The sequence below is a fragment of the Nocardia sp. CDC153 genome (assembly GCF_035818515.1).
In the GTDB taxonomy this organism is placed as follows: domain Bacteria; phylum Actinomycetota; class Actinomycetes; order Mycobacteriales; family Mycobacteriaceae; genus Nocardia.
Map to the genome: position 1 here is coordinate 1,170,384 of NZ_JAYKYU010000001.1, position 24,327 is coordinate 1,194,710.

The 24,327-nt window shown below is 68.1% G+C and carries 23 protein-coding genes and 2 pseudogenes; 11 read left to right on the forward strand and 14 right to left on the reverse strand.

Annotated elements, in window-relative coordinates; genetic code table 11:
• Nucleotides 1-8: 8 nt before the first annotated feature.
• On the reverse strand, nt 9-2,741 hold the full coding sequence (locus VMT65_RS05260; protein ID WP_326306760.1) for a helix-turn-helix transcriptional regulator: 2,733 nt from the start codon (nt 2,739-2,741) through the stop codon (nt 9-11).
• Nucleotides 2,742-2,820: 79 nt separating this feature from the next.
• Nucleotides 2,821-3,405, reverse strand: a complete 585-nt coding sequence (locus VMT65_RS05265) for an ATP-binding protein (protein WP_326306761.1) — start codon at nt 3,403-3,405, stop codon at nt 2,821-2,823.
• Nucleotides 3,406-3,629: 224 nt separating this feature from the next.
• Between VMT65_RS05265 and VMT65_RS05270 the strand changes: the two genes are divergently transcribed.
• Nucleotides 3,630-4,529 carry an alpha/beta fold hydrolase gene (locus VMT65_RS05270; RefSeq protein ID WP_326306762.1) on the forward strand — a complete coding sequence of 300 codons (900 nt, stop codon included), beginning with the start codon at nt 3,630-3,632 and terminating at the stop codon, nt 4,527-4,529.
• Nucleotides 4,530-4,593: 64 nt separating this feature from the next.
• Here the strand turns inward: VMT65_RS05270 and VMT65_RS05275 are convergent, their stop codons facing one another.
• Nucleotides 4,594-5,448, reverse strand: a complete 855-nt coding sequence (locus VMT65_RS05275; RefSeq protein WP_326306763.1) for an alpha/beta fold hydrolase — start codon at nt 5,446-5,448, stop codon at nt 4,594-4,596.
• 215 nt (nt 5,449-5,663) lie between these two features.
• On the opposite strand from VMT65_RS05275, the gene VMT65_RS05280 reads away from it, so the two are divergent.
• The 5 genes and pseudogenes from VMT65_RS05280 to VMT65_RS05300 all read left to right on the forward strand — a co-directional run bounded on the left by VMT65_RS05280 (nt 5,664) and on the right by VMT65_RS05300 (nt 10,021).
• Nucleotides 5,664-6,515, forward strand: a complete 852-nt coding sequence (locus VMT65_RS05280; protein WP_326306764.1) for an alpha/beta fold hydrolase — start codon at nt 5,664-5,666, stop codon at nt 6,513-6,515.
• Nucleotides 6,516-6,550: 35 nt separating this feature from the next.
• Nucleotides 6,551-7,381: an SDR family NAD(P)-dependent oxidoreductase gene (locus VMT65_RS05285; RefSeq protein ID WP_326306765.1), complete on the forward strand. Its 831-nt coding sequence runs from the start codon at nt 6,551-6,553 to the stop codon at nt 7,379-7,381.
• Between the two features lie 39 nt (nt 7,382-7,420).
• Nucleotides 7,421-7,657: pseudogene (locus VMT65_RS05290) on the forward strand (molybdopterin-dependent oxidoreductase); the annotation flags it as partial.
• Nucleotides 7,644-8,210 (forward strand): cytochrome b/b6 domain-containing protein, encoded by a 567-nt coding sequence (locus VMT65_RS05295; protein WP_326306766.1) that lies wholly within the window; start codon nt 7,644-7,646, stop codon nt 8,208-8,210. The pseudogene VMT65_RS05290 and the gene VMT65_RS05295, both read left to right, overlap by 14 nt.
• 215 nt (nt 8,211-8,425) lie before the next feature.
• The gene (locus VMT65_RS05300; RefSeq protein ID WP_326306767.1) at nt 8,426-10,021 is read left to right on the forward strand and encodes an ABC-F family ATP-binding cassette domain-containing protein; all 1,596 of its coding nucleotides are present in this window, start codon (nt 8,426-8,428) and stop codon (nt 10,019-10,021) included.
• Nucleotides 10,022-10,074: 53 nt separating this feature from the next.
• Here VMT65_RS05300 and VMT65_RS05305 read toward each other — a convergent pair whose 3' ends face one another.
• From VMT65_RS05305 to VMT65_RS05320, 4 genes and pseudogenes are all read right to left on the reverse strand, one after another.
• On the reverse strand, nt 10,075-11,121 hold the full coding sequence (locus VMT65_RS05305) for an alpha/beta fold hydrolase (RefSeq protein ID WP_326306768.1): 1,047 nt from the start codon (nt 11,119-11,121) through the stop codon (nt 10,075-10,077).
• A gap of 537 nt (nt 11,122-11,658) precedes the next feature.
• Nucleotides 11,659-11,880: pseudogene (locus VMT65_RS05310) on the reverse strand (cold-shock protein); the annotation flags it as partial.
• Nucleotides 11,881-11,884: 4 nt separating this feature from the next.
• The gene (locus VMT65_RS05315; protein ID WP_326306769.1) at nt 11,885-12,106 is read right to left on the reverse strand and encodes a hypothetical protein; all 222 of its coding nucleotides are present in this window, start codon (nt 12,104-12,106) and stop codon (nt 11,885-11,887) included.
• Nucleotides 12,107-12,310: 204 nt separating this feature from the next.
• Entirely contained in the window at nt 12,311-12,733 is a 423-nt protein-coding gene (locus tag VMT65_RS05320) for an Hsp20/alpha crystallin family protein (RefSeq protein WP_326306770.1), read from the reverse strand.
• A 411-nt stretch (nt 12,734-13,144) separates the two neighbouring features.
• Between VMT65_RS05320 and VMT65_RS05325 the strand changes: the two genes are divergently transcribed.
• Both VMT65_RS05325 and VMT65_RS05330 read left to right on the forward strand, forming a co-directional pair.
• Entirely contained in the window at nt 13,145-13,870 is a 726-nt protein-coding gene (locus VMT65_RS05325; RefSeq protein ID WP_326306771.1) for a response regulator transcription factor, read from the forward strand.
• Nucleotides 13,867-14,961 carry a sensor histidine kinase gene (locus tag VMT65_RS05330; RefSeq protein ID WP_326306772.1) on the forward strand — a complete coding sequence of 365 codons (1,095 nt, stop codon included), beginning with the start codon at nt 13,867-13,869 and terminating at the stop codon, nt 14,959-14,961. Before VMT65_RS05325 ends, VMT65_RS05330 begins: the two co-directional genes overlap by 4 nt.
• Before the next feature lie 56 nt (nt 14,962-15,017).
• On the opposite strand, the gene VMT65_RS05335 is transcribed toward VMT65_RS05330, so the two are convergent.
• The 4 genes from VMT65_RS05335 to VMT65_RS05350 form a co-directional block, all read right to left on the reverse strand.
• Nucleotides 15,018-15,683: an MspA family porin gene (locus VMT65_RS05335; protein WP_326306773.1), complete on the reverse strand. Its 666-nt coding sequence runs from the start codon at nt 15,681-15,683 to the stop codon at nt 15,018-15,020.
• A 63-nt stretch (nt 15,684-15,746) separates the two neighbouring features.
• A complete protein-coding gene (locus VMT65_RS05340; RefSeq protein ID WP_326306774.1) occupies nt 15,747-16,415 on the reverse strand; it encodes an MspA family porin in 669 nt (222 codons plus the stop codon).
• Nucleotides 16,416-16,652: 237 nt separating this feature from the next.
• The gene (locus VMT65_RS05345; RefSeq protein ID WP_326306775.1) at nt 16,653-17,153 is read right to left on the reverse strand and encodes a hypothetical protein; all 501 of its coding nucleotides are present in this window, start codon (nt 17,151-17,153) and stop codon (nt 16,653-16,655) included.
• A gap of 87 nt (nt 17,154-17,240) precedes the next feature.
• On the reverse strand, nt 17,241-17,585 hold the full coding sequence (locus VMT65_RS05350) for a hypothetical protein (protein ID WP_326306776.1): 345 nt from the start codon (nt 17,583-17,585) through the stop codon (nt 17,241-17,243).
• A 239-nt stretch (nt 17,586-17,824) separates the two neighbouring features.
• Between VMT65_RS05350 and VMT65_RS05355 the strand changes: the two genes are divergently transcribed.
• The gene (locus VMT65_RS05355) at nt 17,825-19,045 is read left to right on the forward strand and encodes a DUF418 domain-containing protein (protein WP_326306777.1); all 1,221 of its coding nucleotides are present in this window, start codon (nt 17,825-17,827) and stop codon (nt 19,043-19,045) included.
• Nucleotides 19,046-19,151: 106 nt separating this feature from the next.
• Entirely contained in the window at nt 19,152-19,772 is a 621-nt protein-coding gene (locus tag VMT65_RS05360; RefSeq protein ID WP_326306778.1) for a VOC family protein, read from the forward strand.
• A 10-nt stretch (nt 19,773-19,782) separates the two neighbouring features.
• On the opposite strand, the gene VMT65_RS05365 is transcribed toward VMT65_RS05360, so the two are convergent.
• Nucleotides 19,783-20,823: a helix-turn-helix domain-containing protein gene (locus VMT65_RS05365; RefSeq protein WP_326306779.1), complete on the reverse strand. Its 1,041-nt coding sequence runs from the start codon at nt 20,821-20,823 to the stop codon at nt 19,783-19,785.
• A gap of 135 nt (nt 20,824-20,958) precedes the next feature.
• Here VMT65_RS05365 and VMT65_RS05370 point away from each other — a divergent pair, with 135 nt between their 5' ends.
• Nucleotides 20,959-23,394: an ATP-binding protein gene (locus tag VMT65_RS05370; RefSeq protein WP_326306780.1), complete on the forward strand. Its 2,436-nt coding sequence runs from the start codon at nt 20,959-20,961 to the stop codon at nt 23,392-23,394.
• Between the two features lie 45 nt (nt 23,395-23,439).
• Here VMT65_RS05370 and VMT65_RS05375 read toward each other — a convergent pair whose 3' ends face one another.
• Nucleotides 23,440-23,934: a carboxymuconolactone decarboxylase family protein gene (locus VMT65_RS05375; protein ID WP_326306781.1), complete on the reverse strand. Its 495-nt coding sequence runs from the start codon at nt 23,932-23,934 to the stop codon at nt 23,440-23,442.
• A 37-nt stretch (nt 23,935-23,971) separates the two neighbouring features.
• A complete protein-coding gene (locus VMT65_RS05380) occupies nt 23,972-24,190 on the reverse strand; it encodes a hypothetical protein (protein ID WP_326306782.1) in 219 nt (72 codons plus the stop codon).
• Nucleotides 24,191-24,327: the final 137 nt, after the last annotated feature.

Below are 24,327 nucleotides of genomic sequence, written 5' to 3' on the forward strand. Positions count from 1 at the left end.
GGCGGGCGTCAGACCTCGGCCGTCCGGGTCAACGCGTCGCGAAGAGCCGCCCGGGTCGTGATGCCGAGCTTCGGAAAGATCCGGTACAGGTGCGAGCTGACCGTGCGTGAGGACAGATGCATCCGCTTTCCGATCTCCTTGTTCGTCAGTCCCGCGGCGGCCAAGTCGGCGATCCGGCGTTCCTGCAAGGTCAACGCCGCCAGATTCAGGGTCGACGCGCGCGTCGGCGTGCCCGTGGCGCGCACCTCGGCTCGCGCGCGCTCCACCCAGCCCGCCGCGCCGAGCCGCTCGAACGTCTCCAATGCCGAAGCCAGACAGTGCCGAGCCGCTGCTCTGCCTCGGACGTGGCGCACCCGGATCCCGTGCGCCAGCCGGATTCGGGCCAGCTCGAAGGGAAATCGCTCGGCATCGGGGTGCGATTGCGCCCGAGCGAACATCTCCTCGGCCTCGCGCTCGCTCTCGGCCGTCATCGCCAGGGCACCGTAGGTGATCAGCGCCAGGCGCGGCGAGATGTCCGGCAGCCCGGCATCGCGCGCGGCCAGGGCATGCGCGCGGGCCTCGTCGACGCGGCCGGTGTGGTGGGCGGCCTCGACCAGATCCAGGACCGTCCGCGAGGCCTGATAGGCGTAGGGCCGCAACGTTCCCGGGGAGGTGATGCCGATGGCATACAGGTACGCGGCCTCGTAGTCTCCGGTGCTCAGTCCGGCGATCGTGCCCGCGGAATCGGCGACCTGGGTGATGAATCCGAGTCCGCGGGGGCGCGCCCAGGCGTCCGCCTCCGCTTGCAGATCGCGTGCCCGCGCAGGGTTTCCGCGCAGCGCCGCGAGCTGGGCCAGATAGGCGCGGGTCTGTGCGGCGAACAGGTCGTGTCCGTGTTCCTTCGCCAGGTCCAGCACCCGCCGCCCGGTGTCCTCCGCCGCGTTCCATTCGCCGCCGGACATCTGGTCGAGCATCACCAGGTGCAGCATGATCATGCCGCTGGCCACCGCTCCCGTCCGCAACTCCCGATCGACGATGTGCTGCAGGTACGGACGGTATTGGTTCAGGATGTCGAGGTGATAGGCCGCCACGGCGAGGCGGCCGACTTCCCACGGTTCCAGGTCCGGGAGGTTCGCGGTGGCCTGTTCCACCGGTCCCACCCAGTCCGCTCCGTGGCGGGTCACATCGCTCCAGACGGCGCTGAACATCCGCTCGGGGATGGTGATGGAATCGCCCATCGAAGCGAGCAGTTCGTGCGTGCGCTCCCACATCGCCGGGTCTCCGGCGTACTGACTGATGGCCAGCAGCAGGATCACCAACCGGGTCCGGACCTCACCGGAGTCGCCCGTTCCGGCGTCGCGCAGCTTGACGATCGCGGCGGAGACCTGTCGGTGGGTGGAGCGGACATCCCCGTCCTGGTACAGCGCCTGGTAGGCGTAGGCCAGCACCGAGGTCGGCGATTCCGTCGCGCCGGGTGTGAGGTCGGAGCGGACGATGCGGTCGGCCTGGCCGAGGCGGGCCGCGTGACTCGCCACGAACGCGGCGTCGGCCAATCGCCGTGACCGTTCGCCGTGGTTCTCGCTCAGCTCGGCCGCACGGGTCAGCCAGGTCACGGCCGCCAGGGCGCCCCCGCGGCGGGTCGCCGACTCGGCTGCCGCCTCGAGCACACCGGCGACCTTCTCGTCGGGATCGACGGTCGCCGCGGCCAGATGCGATGCCCGGCGTTCGAGATTCCCCTGATGGATCTGTGCCAGCGTCCGGTGCATGGCGCGGCGCTGGTTGGGGGTGGCGAGTTGCACGATCGTGGAACGCACGAGCGGGTGCCGGAAGACGAATTCACCGGTGGCCGAATCGATGTCCAGCAGCCCGGCGGCCACGGCCTGGTCGACATCGCGCATTCGGTAGCGGATACCGGTGATCGCGTCGGAGTCGGAGCGGGTCCCGGCGCCGTCGAGGGCGCCCATCAGCAGCTCGTTCCGCACGCCCGCGTCGAGGGCGGCGATCCGCGCGCCGAACAGGCGCTCGAGCCGACGCGGCAACGACCCATGGTGCGGGCCGAAATCGTCCGACGGCGGCTCGCCCGACCGGTCGGCCAGATAGGCGGGCATCTCCACCAGCGCCAGGGGATTGCCCTGTGCCTGCTCCAACACCGTGCGGCGAATGTACTTGTCCAGGTTCGGGTATCGCCGATCGAGCAAGTGTGCCGCGTCGGCGTCGGAGAGCGCGGCGATCGGTAGTTCGGGCAGGGCGGCGGTGTCGAAGCGCGACCCGATATCGGTGCGGATCGCGACGAGCAGCTTCACCGAGCTGCCGGCCAGGCGTCGGCCCACGAAACCGCAGACGTCGGCGCTGAAATCGTCGAGCCACTGGCCGTCGTCGAGGATCAGCAGCATCGGCTGGCGTGCGCTGGCTCGGGAAAGAAGGGCGAGGACCGCGATGCCGAGCGTCATGACCGACGGCGGATTGCTCTGCGCTACACCGAAGACGGCGTCGAGGACCGCCCGGCTCCCGTCGTCCAGCCCCCCGATCTCGGTGAGCAGCGGATGCAGGATCTGATGCAGCCCCGCGTAGGGCAGCTGCGATTCGGCTTCGACCCCGGCGGCCCGGATGACGGTGAGGCTCGCCTGCTCGGCTGTCGCGGCCGCATGGTTCAGCAGCGAACTCTTGCCGATCCCGGCGTCGCCTCTCAGGATGAGGGCTCGGCCCGGAGCGGACGAGACGAAGGCCAGTAGTGCTGCCCGCTCGGCCTCTCGTCCGACCATCGTCGTATTTCCCAATTCCATTCGACAGGCCCTCTCCCTATCTACGAACGTGTTCACCGGTTTCGCGCTGCCAGCACCATCAGCGCCAACGGGTTGCCGCGCCCACCACCAGCTCCGGCAGCCCGGACAGGAACTCGGCGTTGGGAGGTGCCACCCCGGAGGCGAAGCTGGATATGGCGAAGACCAGGGCCACCGATTCGGTGTCCAGTCGGCGGGCGACGAACGCGAGAATGGCCGCGGACATCCGGTCGATCCACTGCACGTCGTCCACCACACAGACCAGCGGTTCGTCGACCGCGGCCTCGGCGAGCAGACCCAGTACACCGAGTCCGGTCGGCAGGTGTCCGGGCGATTCGCCGCCGCTGAGCCCCAAAGCCGTTGTCAGGGCGGCTCGTTGGACCGTCGGCAATCGGTCCACATAGCCCAGCAGTGGCGAGCAGATCTGTTGCAGCGACGAGTAGGTGATCTCCGACTCGCTCTCGACTCCGACCGTGGAGACGACATGACCCGCCGGGACTTGCTCGGCGAGATACGACAGCAGCGCGGTCTTGCCGATGCCCGAATCCCCGCGCAACACCAGCGCACGGCTGTATCCGCAACGCACGTCGACCAACAGGCGGTCGAGCACGGCCTGTTCGTGGGCGCGACCGTGCAGGTCCACCACTTCCAGCTCCTTCGTAGCGACGGACGCCCGACGGCATCCCTCGTCCACGGTCTCCGAATCAACGCCCGATCGCCCCCGCGTCGAACCCTGGTCTCCCGGGCCAGGGCACGGGTCCGGCACTGGCCCGAATTCAGCGTCATCTGACTGATTCGGTAGGTCGGTCCGGGACGCGAGGCTCGACGGGTGTCCGGACCCACCGGCCACCATCACGATCGGACGAACTCATGGCAAACCCCTCAGCCTTCGACGCACTGGCCGAAGGTTCGCGCACCCTCGACGTCGACGGCATCACCCTGCGCTACCACGTTCACGGCACCGGACCGGTGTGTGTAGCCCATCCGGGCGGACCCGGAATCCACTGGAACTACCTGCGTTCCGCGGCACTGGAACAGCGGCTGACGATGGTCTATCTGGAGCCCGCCGGCACCGGTGATTCCGGCAGGCTGGCCACACACCCGAACGGCTACACCAGGGAGCTGTACAGCCGGCACCTGGCCGCGCTGATCGACCATCTCCCGTTCTCCCGTGTTCACCTGCTCGGACATTCGTACGGGGGGTTCGTCGCGCAGTACCACGCGATTCACCGTCCCGACCAGCTGGCCGGGGTCATCCTGTACGAGAGTGCGCCGAGCACCGGCCCCGAATTCGGCGCCGAACTCCAGCGCAAGGTCGGCGAGCTCGCGGAGCGATACGCCGGGCATCCGTTGCTGCCCGGCGTCATGAAGACGTTCGCCGAACTCCCCACCATCGCCGACGACGAGACGATGGTCCGGGTGGCCCGGGGGATCATTCCGGCGTATGTCGCGTCGTACTGGGCCGACCCGAGCCCGTGGCTCGAGTTCCAGAACGCCACTCAGGCGACCTTTATCTCTGGACTGGACGAATCCGGTGCCCCCGACCCCATCGACGATCGCATCGCGCTGCCCGAACTGCGGGTACCGGTTTTGATCGTGGGCGGCCGCTTCGATGTGATCTGCGGTGTCCGTTGGGCCGAGGAACTCCACAAACTGATCCCGGGGTCGCGCCTGGTGATCCTCGAACACAGTGGGCACTTCGGGCATTTGGAGGAAGGGGACCTTTTCGCGGAGTCGGTCGCAGCCTTCGTCGCCGCCTCGGGCCGATAGCTCACAACAGACGACTTTCGCCCTCGGGCCGCTCCTGCGGCCCGAGGGCGAATTGGTGCGGCGGTCAGCGTGCGTTCGTGTCGCCGTCGTTCGCGAGGAAGTCGAGCAGTGCCGGATTGACGATCTCGGGGTGGGTCCAGGCGATGTTGTGCGGGCCGCCCTCGACGGTGACCACGGTCAGGTCCTTGACCAGGTCGGGGAGCCGGGCCGCGGTGGCGGAGTACGGCAGGATGCGGTCGTCGTCGCCGTGGATCAGCAGCACCGGGACATCGATCGAGGGCAGATCGTCGCGGAAGTCGGTTAGCCAGGTGTCGACGCAGGCGTAGGCGGCGTGGGTCGAGCCGGACACGGCGACATTGAAGCTGTTCTGCCAGGCCTGTTCGCTGATGCGGGTGCCGCCGAGCACGTCGACGTTGTAGAAGTTGTCGAGGAAGTCTTTGAAGTAGGCGGGTCGGTCGGCGAGGATAGCGGCCTTGATGCCGTCGAACACCGCCGGATCGACCCCTTCGGGGTTGTCGTCGGCCTTGCGCAGATACGGCGGAACCGAGCCCATCAGAACGGCTTTCGCGATGCGCGCCGAGCCGTACTGACCCAGGTACCGGGTCACCTCGCCGGTCCCCATGGAGAATCCGACCAGAATGGCATCGGTCAGGTCCAGATGCTCGATCAGGGCGTACAGGTCATTGGTGAAGGTGTCGTAGTCGTAGCCGACGGTCGGGTGGCTGGATTTGCCGAAACCGCGGCGGTCGTAGGTGATCACCCGGTATCCGGCCTCGAGCAATACCCGCTGCTGCTTCTCCCACGAGGCGCCGTTGAGGGGATACCCGTGGATGAGCACGACCGGTCGGCCGCTGCCGTGATCTTCGTAGTAGATGTCGATGGTGTCGCTGTTCTCGCGACCCACTGTCAGCTTGGCCATGGCGATTCCTGTTCGGTGTCGAAGTGGATGTTGGTTCGAAGTCTGGTTCCGAGCAGGTGCCGGGGGCATCGGTCATGTGACGCTGATATCGACGTAATGCCGCCCGTGTATCCAATTCGCCGCTGTCGCCGGTGATTACGTCATTCGACGCTCGCGATCGCCGCCGGTGAATTCCTACTTTTGTGCTGTCTCCACAAGCACGAAAGGACAATCACATGAACGACATTCGACGTTCCCGTTTCCAGCGCGCGGGCCGGGCCGTGGCCGCGGTCACGGCGGCGGTGGCGGCCGGTAGTCTCGCCGTCGCGTGCACCGCGAGCACCACCACCCACGCCGGGCCGACCGAGGACGCGCCCAAGCCGACCGTGGTGCTGGTGCACGGGGCCTTCGCCGACGGGTCGAGCTGGAACGACGTGGTCGACAAGTTGCGCAAGGACGGGTATCCCGTTGTCGCGGCGGCGAATCCGCTGCGCGGACCCGCGTCCGACGCCACCACGCTGCGCGGACTGATCAGCCACATCAACGGGCCCGTGGTCCTGGTCGGGCACTCCTATGGCGGATCGGTCATCAGCACCGCCGCGGCGGGCAGTGATCAAGTGAAGGCATTGGTTTACGTGGCGGCGTTTCTGCCCGCCGTGGGTGAGTCCGCCCTGGAGCTGACCAACAAGTTCCCCGGATCCACCCTTCCGGGCACGCTCGACCCGGTGCCGTTCACCAACGCCGACGGCGGTACCGGAACGGATCTGTACATCAAGCAGGACAAGTTCCACGATCAGTTCGCCGCCGATGTCCCCGCCGACCGCGCGGCGCTGGAGGCCGCCGCGCAGCGTCCGATCCTGCAGGCCGCCCTCGAGGAGAAGGCGACCGTGGCCGCGTGGACCGACAAGCCCAGCTGGGACGTGGTCACCACCCAGGACCTCAATATTCCGGTCGCCGCACAGCGTTTCATGGCCGAACGGGCGCATGCACAGGTCACCGAGATCGCCGCCTCGCACTCGGTCGCCGTCTCGCATCCCGATCAGGTGGCCGCGGTGATCGAGCGGGCCGCCTCGAACTCGGCCCACTGATCGTCGTCGTCGAATGCTGAAAGGTATTGAGCTCCATGGGAACACTGCACGGCAAGGTCGCCATTGTTTCCGGCGCGGGCCGCGGCATCGGCCGTGAGATCGCACGGAAACTCGCTTCCGAAGGTGCGGCGGTCGTGGTCAACGATCTCGACGCCGGACCGGCCGGGGAGACCGTCGCGGCGATCGAGGCCGGGGGCGGAAGGGCCGTCGAATGCGCGGGCAATATCACCGAGGTCGGTTTCGCGGAACGCTTCGTGCGGACCGCCGTCGACGCTTTCGGCGGGCTCGACATCATCGTGAACAACGCTGGCTACACCTGGAATTCGGTGATTCAGCGGATGACCGACGAACAGTGGAACGCGATCCTCGATGTGCACCTCACGGCCCCGTTCCGGATTCTGCGGGCCGCCCAGCCGGTGATCGCGGCCCAGGTGAGGCGGGCCGAGGAAGCGGGGGAGCCGGTTCCGTGTCGCAAGGTCGTGAACATTTCCTCGGTCGTCGGGACGGGAGGCAATGTGGGGCAGGCCAATTACTCGGCGGCGAAGGCAGGCATCACTGGCCTGACCAAGACCGCCGCCAAGGAGTGGGGGCGCTACAACGTCACGGTCAATTCCGTGGCATTCGGCCTCATCAGGACCCGGCTCACCGAGGCATCGACGGCCGGCGACGGCACCATCGACATCGAGGGCCGCAAGGTCAAGGTCGGCGCGGACCAGGACCGGTTCGCGGCCATGGAACGGATGATCCCGCTCGGTCGCGCCGGAACCCCGATCGAAGCGGCAGGTGCCGTCTACCTGCTCTGCATTCCCGAATCCGACTTCATCAGCGGCCAGACCCTCGTCTGCGGCGGCGGCTTCAGCAACTGATATCGAGCATGCGATGGGAGCTGTTTCGACGGCGCATACACCGAGAGCCTCACACTGGACCAAGCCCGCCGCGCCGACGTACTGGTGGCCCTGCGCATGCAGGATGCGCCGATCACGCACGAGCACGGGGGTCCGGTGCGGCTCTACGTCGCGCCCATGTACTTCTACAAGTCCGCGAAATGGTTGTCCGGAATATCGGTCACCGACCGGGTCATCCCCGGCTACTGGGAGGTGCGCGGGTACGACGTCGACGGATGGCTCGATGGCGCCGAGTGAACCGCGGGTGCGGCGCTTCACCACCGGCGAACGACTGGTCCACGCTGCCACCGGAGTCCTGATGCTGTTGTGCGTGACGGCCGCGGCCTGCCTGTATTTCGCGCCATTGGCTCAGCTGGTGGGGCGACGCGACACGGTGGTGACCATTCACGAGTGGTCGGGTCTGCTCTTGCCCACGCCGCTGCTGCTGGGCCTGTTCTCTCCGGCTTTCCGCGCGGATCTCCGCCGCCTGAACCGGCCCGCGGGCAAGTTCAACGTCGGCCAAAAGCTCTACGCGGGTTGGATCGCCGGAGCCGTCCTGGTGATGATCGGCACGGGCCTGCTGATGTGGTTCACCCACCTGCTCCCGAGCATTTCCCGCACCAGCGCGATCTTCGTGCACGACGTCCTCGCCTGGGCGATCGCGGTCGTCCTGGCGGGCCACATCCGAAAAGCGTTCCAGGACCCGGAGGCACGGCGCGGAATGCGCACCGGTTTCGTCTCCCGAGCGTGGGCAGCCCGGGAGCATCCGCTGTGGCCGGTCGACGAGTTACCGTCCGAGACCCGCTGGTAGGGTGATTGCGTGCTCATCGAGGAAGTCGACAGACTCTAGCCGCCCGGTCGAAGGCGGCGCTGTCCTCACACATTCACTCGGAGTACACATTCACTCGGGGTCCCGTATCGCAAACGGTCCGAGGCCTTTTCGCGCTCTTCTCGCCTTCGCCTGCTCCCGCTGTCTTCGGAAATCACGCGGCCGCTCGTTCGCGAGCAGGAAAGAGTCGACGACCCATGTCCACATCCATGCAATCTGCGATCACCCTGCACAACCTGTCCTTCGAATGGCCCGACGGAACCGTCGCGCTCGCTCGGCTCGACGGGACCATCACCACCGGGCGCACCGGCCTGGTGGGACGCAATGGCTCCGGCAAATCCACCCTGTTGCGGTTGATCGCCGGAATCCTGACACCGACGAGCGGACGGATCGAAACCACCGGGGAAGTCGGTTACCTACCCCAGACGCTCACCCTCGGCCGCGATGCCACGATCGCCGAATTGCTCGGCATCGCAGACAAACTCGCGGCCCTGCGCGCGATCGAATCCGGTGACACCGAGGAGGTGCATTTCGAGACGATCGGCGACGACTGGGACATCGAGGCCCGCACCGAGGAGGCGCTGCACGAAATCGGTTTCGGTGCGGCGGATCTGGGCCGGACGGTGGGGGAGGTCTCCGGTGGTGAAGCCGTGCTGATCGCGGTCACCGGGCTGCGTCTGCGGCGCACGCCGATCACCTTGCTCGATGAGCCGACCAACAACCTCGACCGTGAAACACGCACCAAGCTGGCGGAATTCGTGGAGTCCTGGCCCGGCACCCTGGTGGTGGTGAGTCATGATCTCGAACTGCTCGAACACATGGACTCCACCGCGGAACTGCACGGCGGGACGTTGGACGTGTTCGGCGGGCCCTACAGCGCGTGGAAACAGCACCTCGACCAGGAACAGGCCGCGGCCGCGCAAGCCGCGCGCACCGCCGAGCAGGCGCTGAAGGTCGAGAAGCGACAGCGCGTCGAGGCCGAGATCAAACTCGCCAGGCGCGAGCGCACCGCCCGCGCCACGCAGCGCGACGGCGGAATTCCGCGGATTCTCGCGGGCAACCGGGCCAGTAGGGCGCAAGGCTCCGCCGGAGCCATGCGGACCACGCTCGACGCGAAAGTCCGTGCCGCACAGGAGGTACTGGACGCCGCATCGAGCCGGGTCCGGCAAGACGAGCACATTCACCTGAACCTGCCCGACCCGAATGTGCCGCGCAGCCGCCGGATCGCGGAACTACGCGATGGTGTTCGCAGTGTCGTCATCCAGGGGCCGGAGCGGGTCGCGCTGATCGGCCGCAACGGAGCCGGGAAATCGACCTTGATCGAGAATCTGATCTATGGCCGAACCCCGGAGCGCGCAGAGCTGTTCACCGATCGGGTCGGATATCTACCGCAGCGGTTGGACGGCCTGAACGAGCGCGTCGGCGCGCTCGAGAACGTTCACGAGGTGGCACCGGACACCGCACCGGCGACGATCCGCAATCAGCTGGCCCGGCTGCTGCTGCGCGGTAGCAGCGTCGAACGGCCGGTCTCTTCCTTGTCGGGAGGTGAGCGCTTCCGAGTTTCCCTGGCGCGCTTGCTGTTCGCCGATCCGCCAGCGCAATTGCTGATTCTGGACGAGCCGACGAACAACCTCGATATCGGCAGCGTGGACCAACTGGTCGAGGCCCTCGGCGATTACCGTGGTGCGCTCTTGGTCGTCAGCCACGACTATCCGTTCCTGAACCGGATCGGCATCGACACGGTCATCGAACTCGCGTCCGACGGCGGTTTCCAGCAGCGGGGAGCCTTGTAGTCGGCCGACCGCCGGTCCCGGCCACCCGCGGGGACCGGCGGTCATCGGGTGGATCAGAGATGGTCGGCGTCGATGATGGCCTGGGCGAAGGGCTGTGGGGCCTCCTGCGGCACATTGTGTCCGATGCCGTCGAGGACGCGGTGTTCATACTTCCCGGTGAACTTGCCGCGGTAGGCCTTTCCGTCCTTGGCCGCGCCGTCGAAATCGCTGCCGATCGTGATGGCGGGCACCGAGATCGCCGGGCCGGTGGCCAGCTGCTGCTCGTAGGCGTCGTATTGCGGCTCGCCCGGAGCCAGGCTCAAGCGCCACCGGTAATTGGAGATGACAATGTCGACCTGGTCGGGATTGTCGAAGGCGACGGCGCTGCGCTCGTAGGTGGCATCGTCGAAATTCCATGCGGGAGAGGCGCGTTTCCAGATCAGCTTGTTGAAGTCGTGCCGGTTGCGGTCGTAGCCGAGACGGCCACGCTCGGTGGCGAAGTAGTACTGGTACCACCAGCCCAGTTCGGCCTCGGGTGGCAGTGGCTGCTGCTGGGCGGCCTGCTGGGTGATGATGTAGCCGCTCACCGCGACCATGGCCTTGACGCGCTGCGGCCACAGGGCGGCGATGATGTCGACCGTGCGTGCGCCCCAGTCGAATCCGCCGAGTACCGCCTTGTCGATGTGCAGGGCGTCCATGAAGTCGACGATGTCGCGGGCGATGGCGGCCTGCTGTCCGTTACGGACGGTCTGCGGTGACAGGAAACGGGTTTCACCGTAGCCGCGCAGGAACGGGACGAACACGTGATATCCGGACGCGGCCAGTATCGGCCCGACATCGGCGTAGCTGTAGGCGTCATAGGGCCAGCCGTGCAACAGGATCACCGGCTGCCCGCTGCTCGGCCCGAATTCGGCATAGGCGACATTGAGGACGCCCGCGTCGATCTTCTTGATCGGGCCCAGCGTGGTGTTCGCCCCTGACCCCGCTCGTAGCGCCGCGCCGGGCGGCGCGGTGGTCACGGCCGCTGGAGCACCGCTCGTATCCGCGCCGCACGCGGTCAACGATGCCGCCGCCACACCCGCCACAATCGCTCCGCCGAAGAATCGTCTGCTGATGTTCATGTCATCAGACGCTATGGACCGGCCGACTGCCGTCGCGAGCGTCGAATGACGTAATCACTGGGGCGACTTCGCTGAAAACAGAATTACGTCACGCCGATGGCACGCAATGTCTGTGATCTCGGCACGCCAAAACCGCACCGCAGGTGGGGACCTGCGGTGCGGGGGCGGTCAGGCGTAGGCGGCGCTTCTCGCGGGGCGGATTCTGGGTAGATGGGGGTTGCGGCGCGGGGGTGGCGCGGGTCGGGGGAGCGGGGGGTTGCGGGGTTGGCGGGCATGGCGGGTTGCATGATCGTCTCCCACCAGGGGTGGAGTGGGCTGGGTTCGGGCCAGTGCACCACCTGGGGGTCGGATTCGCTGTCTTCGCTGGGTACCGTTGTGCGGCTGTCGGTTTCAGGGATGGCGATGGTCACGGGGTCTTTCCGTTTCGGTGTTCGTGAAATGTCACGCGGCGCGGGCCATGCAGCGGTGCGGCATTCGTGGTGCGCGTTCGGCGCCGCGGCGGCCTTGGCCGGTCTTATCGTTGGGGCGGTAGGCGATTACGCGGGTTGCCTCGGGTCCGCGCGGAGTGTCGGTGGCGGTGAAGACCACCGGCTGGCCCGCGGTGAGGGTTTTGAAGCCGGGGGTGTCGATCACGCTGTAGTCGACGAATACCGCGGGTCCCGTTGTGGGGGTGAGGAATCCGAATCCCTTGGCGGCGTCGAACCAGGCGACGCGTGCGGTGCGCCAGCGGGGCGGTTGGGTCGCGGGTTCGGTGTGCACGGGGTCAACCTGCGAAGCAATCGTCATCATCGTCCTCACGGGTGGGTGTGATCCAGGCTTGGTCGATACGGTCGGCGAGGTCGGCGGTGTCGAGTACGGGGCGTAGTCGTTCGGTCGGTGGGTCCAGCGCGGTGGTGTCCAGCCCGATGTCGTGGTCGGCGTCGTAGACGAGGATGTCCTGTTCGGCGCGGTCGAGGTCGCTGCCGTTGGGAAAGCTGGTGATCATGGCGAATCGCCTCCTTCCTCGAACGTGACAGACACGGATGCGTCGATGGGTATCGATGAAAGGGCCGGGTGGGCCCGCAAGCCCGCCGCTGAACGGGCCCACCCGTCGCATGGAAGGGATCCAAAGCTCACTGGAAAACGCTGTGTTTCGACAGGCATCACCTCGCTTTCTCCGACTTCCGGGTCAGGGAGACGACGGGTCGGGTCAGGCGGTAATGGCCTGGTGCTTGCCGTTATGGCGGGCGACCTCGATCTTGCGGGGTTTGGCCTGCTCGGCGACGGGGATGGTCAGACGCAACACCCCGTCGGTGTAGTCGGCGCGGATCTGCTCGGTATCGAGGTTCTCGCCCAGGAACAACTGGCGACTGAACTCGCCGCGGGTGCGTTCGGCCGCGATCATCGACCGACTCTGGTCCAGTTCCGGACGCGAGGCCCGCACGGTGATCACATTGCGTTCCACGTCCAGGTCGAGGGAGTCCGGGTCGATGCCGGGCAGATCGAATTCCACGAAGAACTCGTCGCCCTCGCGCCAGGCGTCCATCGGCATCACCACCGGACGTGCCGGTGTGCCGAACACCTGCTGAGTCAAACGATCCAGGTCACGGAAGGGATCGGTGCGCATCAGCATGGTCGCCACCTCCAACTCACTCCATTCTCGATCGAAGGGTGATCAGATAACCTCTGTCATCTGACATAGATATTATTTAGCACTCTCCATAGGTGAGTGCAAGGTTCGAGGCAAGGTAATCTGACCCCGAAACCGACACCCCCGTTGACAGAGTCGATCGACTCAATCGACACGGGCGTTGTGCGTGGCGGTCGCGCGGTAGTGGTGCGGGGTGTGCCGGTACAGCGGCGGAAGGCCCGGGTGAAGGCGCTGGGTTCGGGAAAAGCCCAGGCGGGTGGAGAGTTCGGCGATCCCGGAGCAGTCGGTGGACGGTGTGATTCCGGCCGGTCGGTGGGTGGCTCGTCGGTCCGTGTGAACCTACCGTCGTGACGTGGAGGTCTCCGAGTGTATTGCTGCCGACCCGGTACCGTCGTGTCCAATCGAGCACACGATGAGCACATCGGGAACGACAGCGAAGCGGGTCTTTTCGTGATTCGAGTGGTGATCGTCGATGACGAGGCGTTGGTGCGCTCGGGGTTCGAGCTCATTCTGGGGGCTTCGCCCGATGTCGAGGTGGTGGGCACGAGCTCGGGTGGCGGGGCGGTCGAGCTTATCGCCGAGCGGCGTCCGGATGTGGTGCTGCTGGATATCCGCATGCCCGACGTGGACGGGTTGACGGTGCTGCGGCAGGTCCGGGCCATGCCCGAACCGCCGGTGGTGGCGATGCTGACGACCTTCGACACCGATGAGTACATTGTCACCGCTTTGCGTTCGGGCGCAGCGGGATTCCTGCTCAAGGACACCGAACCCGAGCAACTGGCGCAGCTGGTACGCACGCTGGCGGCCGGGGGCGTGGTGATGTCGCCGAAGGCGGCCGCGACACTGTTGCACGCGGACAACGCGCTGGGCCGGGTGGCCGCCACCGATGCCGAGGTCGCGCGGGTCGGCGCGTTGACCGACCGGGAGCGTGAGGTGCTGGTGCTGCTGGCCGAGGGGCTGTCGAACGCCGAGATCGGGCAGCGCATCTTCCTGAGCGTCGGAACGATCAAGGACCATGTCAGCGCGATCCTGACCAAGCTGCGCGTGGGCAGCCGGGTACAGGCCGCGTTGGTGGCACAGCGGGCGGGGCTGCTCACCGCGCGGAAGCGGGATCGATGACCTCGCATGTTCGGCCGCCGACGTGGGTGATCGATATCGCAGCGGTGGTGTTCGCGGTGCTGGACGCCTGGCTGGCCAGTGATCACAGCGCGCCCGAGGACGTGGTCATGGCCGTGATCGCCTGTGCCGCACTGCTGGTGCGGCGCAGATGGCCGCTGGCGGTGTTCGTGCTGACGTTGCCCGCGGCGGCGCTGACCGATCTCTCGGTCGCGCCCGCCATCGCCCTGTACACCGTGGCCAAGCAGTCGGCGGATCGTCGGGTGCCCGTGACGTGTGCGATCGTGACCGCGGTGGCCGCCGCGGCGACGTTCCCGTTCATGGAGCAGGTGTCACGCGGCGACGCCGTGGTGTCGGCCGCGTATGTGGTGGGGTGGGCGGCCGCGCCGGTGCTGTTCGGCCAATTGGTGCGCACCCGTGACGAACTCGCCGGGCGGCTGGTCGAGATCGAGCAGGCGCGTGATCACGAGCGCCGGTTGCACGCGCAGGCGGTGCTGGCCCGCGAGCGCGCGCAGATCGGGCGGGAGATGCACGATGTCGTCTCCCATCAGGTCAGTCTGATCGCGGTGCGCGCGGGGGCGTTGATGGTCGCGGCCCCCGACGCCGACACCAAGGAGGCGGCGCGCACGATCCGGGGTTTGAGCGTCACCACCCTGGAGGAATTGCGGCATCTGGTGACGCTGCTGCGGGCCTCGGGTGGCAGCGGCACCGAACTCACACCCCAGCCGACCCTGGCGGATCTGCGCACCCTCATCGATTCCAGTGGCATCACAGTGGAATTCGAGGGCGCCCTGCCCGCCGACGTCACCGGTGCGGCCCAGCGCGCGATCTACCGAACGGTCCAGGAGGCGCTGACCAATGCCCGCAAGCACGCCCCGGGAGCCACCGCGACCATCCGGCTGTGGTCGGATTCCGAGGAACTGGGCGTGACCATCACGAACACACCGCCCACCCGTGCTGCTCTGCCCCTGCCGGGATCGGGCCACGGCCTGCTCGGCCTGGCCGAGCGAGCCGAACTCTTGCAGGGACGGTTGCTCAGCGGTCGCAGCGCCGACGGCGGGTTCCGTGTCGAGTTGCGGCTGCCGCGGTCCTGAATCGCGAGTTCGGCGACTGCGCTGGGCCACCGGGGTCTGTCACCGTCGAATTCGGCTCAGCCGAGGCTGAACGGCTGACCCCACAGCGTCACGACGGAGTTGACGGTGGTGGTCGAGACCTTCACCCGGACGAAGGCGCGGGCCTGGGCGTACCCGGCGCAGCCTTTGACGCCGATCGTGGAGTCGGCCCAGGTGACGCTGCCGCCGGTGCCCTTGAACTTGTTGCGGGTGTTGTGCGATTCCTTGCCGAAGTCGTCGGCTTCTTCCTCATCGAGCAGATACATGGCCCTGGCCTGGCCGGGGCCGAGGGAAAGGCTGCCACCGGCGCGACCGCCGACATTGGGCTTCTTGCCCTCCCAGTCACTCGAGGCGTCCACCCCGCCGTTCACGCCGCCGCCATTGAGGGTGACCTGGCAGCCGACGACGTATCCGGGATAGATCTTGCCGCCGTTGGCATTCGGGCCCGACAGTTCGACCTGCGCCGACGCGGAGACCCAGGCATTGCGGTGCACCGGGGTGGCGCCCATGGACGGGCTGACGGTGGCGGATTCGCCGACCAGGCGGACGGTGACAACCGTTCCGTCGGAGAGGGTTTGGGTGATTTCGCCGCCGGGCAGCGGGACGAAGGTGTCGGCGTGGGCGGGTGCGGCCGAGCACAGCCCCAAGGTCGCGGTCGCCGCGAGGCCGGTGGCCAGGCCCGCGACAGTGCCGCGTGTGATCATCGGTACTTCCTGATTTGGTGAATAAGACTGCGCGAGCGGGTAATTGGAGATTCGATCGGCGACTCAGCCGATGCTGAACGGCTGCCCGTAGAGGGTGGTCTTGGCGTAGTCGCCGCCGATGATCTCGACCACCGCGTACGAACGCGCCTGGGCATAGCCCGCGCAGCCCTGAATCTGCAGTTCGGCATCGCGATACTGGATCGAATAGACGCCCGGTTTCGGGATGTCCTTGCCCTCGATGCCGACGAAGCCGACCTGGCCCGGACCGAGTTTGAGACCGAGGGATCCGCCCGCGCTCACGCTGTTGAGGCTGACACTGCCCGAGATGCCAGCGGAGACGGCGCTTTCGCCGATGCTGACCTGGCAGCCCACGATGTATCCGGCGCTGATCCGCGAAACGCCGTGTGTGGAGGAGTTATTGGAGCCCGGGGTGTTCTTGGGACCGTTGTTGGGGCCGGGGGCGCCCGCCGGGGTCGCGGTGATGTTCGCGGTCACGGTTCCCGACAGCCAGGCCACGCGCCCGGCTCCGTTCGCGGCCAAGGACGGCGAGATGACCGCGTGTTCGCCGGTGCGGGTGATCGTCACCCCGGGGCCGAGCCGTTCCCCGTCCGGCAGCGGCACGAAGGTGTCGGCATGCGCCGCACCGGTGGACGACAAACCCACTGCGACGGCGACCGCGGCAGTGAGCCCGGCAGCTCGCAGCCCGCGGATGCCCGCGCGAAAACTATTCATTTCTACCCTCATCGGATGCTGAGACGGTGCGAGTACTGCGCACCTACGGGACGAATCGATGCTCGTCGAAGGCGTTGTCGGAGCGTTGATTCGCAGCGAGCGTAGGCCCGCGCTCGACGGCCGAGATATCCGCCGACCGGTTGGAACAACCCGTCTTTCGGCGGGATTCGCCCACCGCCCGGCGGCACGGCCGGGTCAGCCGATGCCGAACGGCCGACCGCACAGCGTCATCGGGCTTTATCGAATGAGGATGTTCACCATGAATACGGCCAGGCCGAGCGCGGTGTTGCCCATGCCGATCGCGGCCGCCCGCCAGCGGGTGTAGCCGCCGCTGCGCGCGGCCAGCACGCCCCAGCCGAACAGCAGGGCCATGTTCAGTCCCAAGGTCCAGGTGGTGAATCCGTTGCTCACCGAACCGTCGGGGCGGACGACGTCGTCGGGCCAGTGCTGGAAATGTGCGAGCACCAGAACGAGAACCGTAGGGGCGCAGGCGATCACCAGTGGAATGCCGGTCAGCAGACTGCGGCCCAGGTCCGACCAGAAACCCGTCGGCGAATCGCTGCGGTGGGTGGAGACATGTTGCCCATAGCTTCGGGTGACAGCTGCGATGACCACGCTGACGCCCACCCAGAGCGCGGAGTGCAGGGGGCTTTCACCCAGCGGCATTGCCGCGACGATGACGCTGGCCATCACGGTCCCGACGACGCCGCCGTAGATGTCGTTCGCCTGTAGCTCCATGGTTGCGGAGCGTAATCCCCACCGTGTCGCCGCGCTGCTCGAGGCGGCGTGCGACACCGGTGCCCGCCCGTCGCACCCCGGTTCGGCTCAGCGGGTGATCGGCGCGGGGCGGTGGTCGGTCAGCACCTGCCTGGCGCCGTTGGGCGCGACGCAGGTGACATTGACCGCGTGGGAGCCCAGGCGCATCTTCGTCAGCACGAGTGTGGCCGTGCCGTCCGCGGCGGTCGTTCCCGACACCGACTTCCCGGTCGAGATGTCGAACAGCGTGCACACCGAGTCGGCCGCCACGCTGGACAGGCGCGCGGTGATCGTATTGTCTTTCGCCCCTTTGACAGTCACGGTGGGCGTGGCCGTCGCCGGTGCGGCAGCGACCGCGGTCGCGATCACGGCGGTGGCCGCACCCGCGGCGAGCATCAAGATGTGTCGTTTCATGTCGTCTTCCCCAGAAAGCGTGAGCGGTGCGGACGCTCGGTCCGTCGCCAGGTGTCCGACCAACGTAAGAAGAGCCTGACCGCGGCTACCATCCGCCGGGCGTCTGGAACAGCCCCGCCGACTGGCCGATTCGATGGCAGGATCGGCAAGCCGATCACCCCGGGCACACGCCGATCGGCGGGGCGGAAACCGAAGCCTGCCGGATGGTTGGTCCCGGCCGTAACTGCGACATTGCCTGTGTGACTTCGATACAGCCGCCGCAGGAGGCGTCGCCGCCCGAACGCGCCGGGGGTGCCTCGACCGACCCGTCGACGGGGCGGCTGGTCGGGGTGGATCTGGCTCGGGCGCTGGCCGTGTTCGGCATGTACACCGTGCACGTCGGCCCGCCATTGTCGGCCACTCACGGTGTCGGCAGCTGGATTCGGTACCTGGCCGACGGCCGCTCCTCGGTCCTGTTCGCGACGCTCGCCGGGTTCTCTCTGATGCTGATCGCGGGACGCCGACAGCCCAAGACCGGTCGGGCGGGCCGACGGGCGAAGGCGCGCATCGCGATTCGCGCCGTGGTGCTCATCGCGCTGGGCACGGTGATGGCGATTTTCTACGGGGACGTGGTGATCCTCGCCTTCTACGGCGTCTACTTCCTGCTGGCCATCCCGCTGACCCGGCTGCGCGCCGAGACGCTCGCGATCATCGCGACCGCGCTCGCGCTCACCACACCGCAGCTCGCGTTCGTGCTGAAATCACTGCTGTCCGAGCCGATTCAGCAGGCCTTCGACGCCTACGACCCGCTGAAGCAGCTGAGCGGTGTGGGCGTGCTCGATCTGCTGCTCACCGGCCTGTACCCGACGATCACGTGGATGCCGTTCGTGATCGCGGGCATGGCGTTGGCCCGCCTCGATCTGGCTCTCGGTACCGTGCGGGCGCGCGTGGCCGCGCTCGGCGCCACTCTCACCGTGCTCGGATACGGTCTGTCCCGACTGCTCGGCGGTCCGGACGCGTTGCGGAGCACGGCGGAATCCGGGCCGCCCGACCCGGGCAGCGGATCGTTGCCGCCACCCGGTGACGGGGCGTTCACCGCTCAGGGGCCGGTGTCTTCGCTATTGATGGCCGGGCCGCACAGCGGCACGACCTTCGACATCGTCGGCAGCCTGGGAGTCGCCATCCTGGTGATCGTGGGCGCGACGGCGGCGATGGACCGCCTGCCACGGCTGCGCCGCCTGGCGACACCGATCATCGCCGTCGGCACCATGTCCCTGACCGCCTACGTCGGCCATTTCGTCGGAATGTCCGCCCTGGCCCTGATGCCCGACGACGAGACGTCTCAGACCTCCTGGACGCCGTTGCTCCTCTTTATTCTCGCGGCCGTGCTGTTCGCCACGATCTGGTTCCGCTTCTTCCGACGCGGACCACTCGAATACCTGCTCAACACGGCCACCCAACCGGCCAAGCACCTCCGCTGAAGCCCTGGGCCATCGGGGTGCCGCATGGTCGGAGCCGGCGGGCGGACCGAATCGGCTCGAGCGCAACGGTGTCGCGCCGTCCGGCGCGGCCCCTACCGTGATTCAGGTGAGCAGACTCGATCACTTGGTATTGGCCACGCCGGATCTGGCGGGCACGGTGGAGACGGTGGGGCGACTGGTCGGGGTGAAGCCCGTCGCGGGTGGCGCGCATCCGGGGCGGGGGACGCGAAACTACCTGCTGGGGTTGGGGAACGGGGCGTATCTGGAGATCATCGGACCCGATCCCGAGCAGCCGGAGCCGGAGTCGCCGCGGCCCTTCGGAATCGACGATCTGAGCGAGACCAGGCTGACGGCATGGCTGGTGCGGGTCGACGATATCGACGCGGCCGTGGCCGCGGCGCGCGCGGCGGGCTACGACCCCGGCGATCCTTCGCCGCTCGCCCGAGAGACACCCGACGGCCGTACCCTGCGCTGGCGCTTGACCTTTCCGCAGCGCGGCAGCGGCCCCCAGGTCGTCCCCGCCCTCATCGACTGGGGCGACACCGATCATCCCGCCGACGAACTGCCGGAGGTCCCGCTGCTCGGCCTCGACGTGGTGCACCCGGAACCCGCCCTGATCACGCCGAGCCTGCGAGCCCTGGCCATCGACGTCCCCGTGCGCCCCGGCCCGCGCGCGGCTCTGGTCGCGCGTATCGGCACCGAGGACGAGCCCGTCATTCTGCTCTGACTCGACCGCGTCAGCTCGCCGGATCCAAGACCTGACGCCGGAATTCGAGGGCGCTGTGACCCGTCCAGCGACGGATGGCGCGGCGCAGCGTCCGGGCGTCGGTGTAGCCGAGGCGGGTGGCGACCGAATGCACGGGCAGGTCGCTGTCGCGGATGAGGCGAACGGCATTCTGCTGCCGGACCGATTCGACCTCCCGACGCCAGGTGGTGCCCAGGGCCTGGAGTCGGCGCTGGAGGGTGCGCGGGCTCATGCCCAGGCGTCGGGCCGTCGCGTCGAGACTCGCGTCACCGGTGCGGAGGGCCTGGCCGATGGTGTCGTGCAAGGTTTCCCGCCAATCCGGGACGGTGCGCGACACGGTCAAAAGCAGTCGGGCGTGTTCGCGCAGCATCGCGCCCAGCTGCGGGTCGGCACCCGTGGGCAGCGGGCCCGCGTCGAGGAAGGTCAGCTCCGCGGCGGGCGCACCGAAATCGATATGGCCGGTGCCGAACTCGCCGGTCAGCGCCGGGCGGCGGTGAGACGCGGTGTGGCTGAAGACGATTCGGACCGGATCGAGCTGACCGACCGCCGCGCGCATGCGGTGCAGCAGGATCGAGAGGGTGAATTCCTCGAGGGGCGCGAGCACCGCGGCGGGCTCGCGGGCGGGTGTCGCGCGGAAGGTCAGCAGACGACCGTCCTCGACGACGGTCCAGTCCGCCGCCGGATCGGTCACCACACCCCGCAGTTCGACCGCGCCGCGCACACTCTCGGCGAGCGTGGGCGCGCTGGTGAACAGGTAGTCCCAGACGTGCAGACCGTGCTGCCCGGCGGCCGCGGCGGCCAGCAGCCCCGAACCGGGACCCGCCGCCGCGTCGAGGAGTTCCCAGACCCGCCACACCCATTCGGTCGGCACCCGAAATCGGTCGTCGGCCAGCACGTTCGGCTCCACCATCGGCGGGATCGCGGCCAGTTCCGACGGCGAGACGCCGGCGGCCACCGCGACGGCCCGCAGCAGTGCGGCCGTGCGGGCGGGCGTGGTACCCGCGAGCGGCGGGGCGCTCGAGGGTGCGAGCATGGCGATCCTTCCGGAGGTGAGTCGGCTGTCACCGCCAAGCCTCGCCGAATAGGTAGCCCGAACGCATCGGTATGCCCGACCACTAGGCTCTTTCGACGTGTCGGTGGACCTGAACTGTGTGGCGTAGGTATGCCGATGAGTACTGCGGATTTCGTCGGCCGCGAACGCGAACTGGAACGCGTCGCGCGCCTGCTCGCGGATGCGGCGCGGCTGGTCACGCTGATCGGTTCGGGGGGAATCGGGAAGACCCGGCTGGCCATGGCGGTGACCGCGCGCCTGCGCGAGACCGCGCGCCCGCCGGTGCACTGGGTGCCGCTGGCCCGCCTCCCCGCGGACGCGAGTGCCGACACGGTCCTCGACGAGATCGTCGGCGCGGTCCTCGACGGCGACTTCTCCGGAAAGACCGCGCGCCAGGCGCTGATCGACCTCCTCGGCCGCACCGACCGGGCCGGGCGACCGTCGCGGTGCGTCCTCGTCCTCGACAACTGCGAACACGTCCTCGAAGGGTCGGGTCGGGTGATCGCGGACCTGCTCGCCGAGATCCCCGGCCTCGCCGTGCTGGCCACCAGTCGCACCCCGATCGGATGGGTGGACGAACACCTGGTGGCCATCCCGCCCCTGACCCGCGACCAGGCCACGACCCTGTTTCGTCAGCGTGCGGAACTGGCCGGACATCCGGTCGCCGACGACGCCACCGACTTGGTGGCCGCCATCTGTCGGCGACTGCACAACTATCCCTTGCACATTCGCCTGGCCGCCGCACGACTGCGCTATCAGCCACTGCCCATGATCCTGCGCGATCTGGACGGGCCGAGCGACCGCCGCCTGCGCTGGTCGCCGGGCTTCCGGGTGGGCCACGACGATCGCCACCGCGATATCAACGCGGTCATCGGCTGGTCCTACGACCTGTGCGCACCACGGGAACGACTGCTGTTCGCACGACTGTCGGTCTTCGCCACCGGCCATGACGCGCATCCGGACGACGCCGACCGCGACCGGGCCGCGGACCTCGGCGCCGATCTCGACGCGATCGAGGCCGTCTGCGCCGGTGAGAGTCTCGCCACCGACGACATCGAGCCGCTGCTGCGCCAACTCGTGGACCGCTCCCTGGTGTCGATTCACCTCGGCACCGACACCGCCCGTTATTCCCTGCTGGAGAGCTTTCAGCTCTTCGCGCGGGAACGCCTGCGCGAGACCGGCGACGGTGAACAGCGGCGGATGACCGCCCGGCATCGCGACTTCTACCGCGACCGGGTCACGGAACTGGCCACGGGCTGGGTCGGCCCGCACGAGCAGGAGCTGCTGGCGCGCGGCCGCGCGGACTGGGACAACGCGCTCTGCGCCATCGACGGCAGCCTGGCCGATCCCGAGGCGGCGACCATCGGTCTGGAAATGGCCCTCGGGCTCGTCTCGTCGCGAATCCCGTTCCTGCGCGGCTCTTTACGCGAATCGCGCGGCCTGGCCGAACGCAGTCTGGCCGCCGTGCGCGCGGTGGGACGCTGCCCGGTCGAGCTCGAGGTGGCCGCGAAGGCGTCGATCGGCTGGGTCGCCCTGTGCCAGGGTCTGCCCGAGGACGCGGACCGGCTGTTGGAGGAATGCGTCGCCGCCTGCCTCGCACCGGAAGCCCGCCGGAGCTGGCGCGCCGACCCGGCCGCCGAGCTCGGTCTGCCCGCGCCCGTGGAATACCTGTGGGGCGGCATGCTGTGGCTGGTGCACGCCGATCCGCGCGCGACACTCGTGCTGGCGCGTGCCCGCAACGGCTTCTCGGATGTGGGTGATTCCGGTGGCGCGGCCATGAGCTCCCTGTTCGCGGCCCTGTCGGCGGCCTTCCACGGCACGGCGGAGGAAGCCGAGACGGTGACCCGCCGACACCTGGACGACATGGTCGCGGCCGGGCCGCAGTGGGCGATCTCCTGGGCCCGAATCGCCCGTGCCATAGCGGTTTCCGCGCACGGCGACCCTGCCGCGGGCTTGCGGCTCTGCGATGCGGGCCTGGCCTGGCAGATCCCCATGCGCGACCACTGGGGCGGCGTGTGGGGACTCACGGTCCGCGCCTGGATCCTGGGTCGACTGATCACCGCTCTGCCGGAAACGGATTCGTCGGGGGTGCGGCGCCGGGCCCTCGATATCGCCCGGCTCATCGGCGGCACGGCGGCCATGCGTCGCCGGTTGAGCATCGAACTGGCGGCCCTGCGTCCCTTCGCGAACCTCACCGCCGAGGCCGTCGAGGTGGCGACAAAAGTGCTGGGGCACAAGGAATTCGATGCGGTCCTGCGGGAGAGCGAGTCCGCGCCCGGTGCGGACCGCCTGCTCACGACTTGTCCGGCAACGGGCGATCCCATTGCCGGACAAGCCGATCACCCACCTGCCGCGATCGGCGAGCCACCCTTGTGGGGTGAACTGACACGGGCCGAGCGGGAGGTGGCGGTGCTCGTCGTAGCAGGGTTGACGAACACCGCGATCGCGGAGCGCCGCGGAACCTCCTCGCGCACGGTGGACGCGCAGGTCGCGTCCATCCTGTCCAAGCTGATGGTCAGCTCGCGCAAGGACATTCGGTTACCCACCGACTGAGACCCCTCGACTCAACGGGTCGGCGGCGCTGTCCGACGGGGTGGATTACGGTGCGGGCCAGTCGTTCTCGGTCTGAGCGACCTTGTTCACGTAGTTGGTCAGCGTCTGCAGCGCGACCAGGGCCACGATCTCGAGCACCTGCTGCTCGGTCCATCCGGCGGCCAATGCCGCGCTCGGATCGGCCTTGCCCCGCGATTCGGTCAGCTCGCGCGCGAAGGCCACGGCCGCCGCCTCTTTGGCGTCCTCGGAGGTGCCCTGCTTGGCGGCCTCGATCTCGGCGTCGCTGAGCTTGGCCACCCGCTTGCCCGCGAAGGTGTGCGCGGCCACGCAGTATCCGCAGTCGTTGGACGCGCCGACGGTGAGCGCGATGCGCTCGGAGGTCGGGCCCGGCAGCGAGGACCGCTTCAGCGCGCCCATCAGCCCGAGGTAGCCCTCCAGCACCGGCGTCGAATTCGCCATCACCTTCGTCATGTTCGGCACCCGGCCCATGCGCTGTCGCACCTGGTCGAAGAGCGGATGATCCTGCACTGGATCGAGCATCGTTTCTCTCTCTCTGCTAGCGGTGATGGAAGGCCGGTCAGCGGGCGCGCGCCGCACGCGCCGCGGTGAGCGTGACCGCCGTGGCGTTCCAGATGGCGTACCCGGTGACGGCATAGGGCACCCAGGTCGGATGGTGGACAGCGATCAACACGACGGTCGCGACGGCCAGAGCCACTGCACGATGGACGATTCCGTTGCGCAGCAGACTGCGGAGCACGGGGAGGGCGAGCGGCTCGGAGGCCTTGATCGATGACACGTCCACGACCATATGGCCGGTTTCCGCCGGGGCCGGGGGACGATTCGCGCCAACAAGCTGGTTTGCGACGCCACTGCTTCCGAATGGAGATTTCCGGGGGCGGAAACAGCAACGTCGCCGGGCGAAGGGGGGAGTTG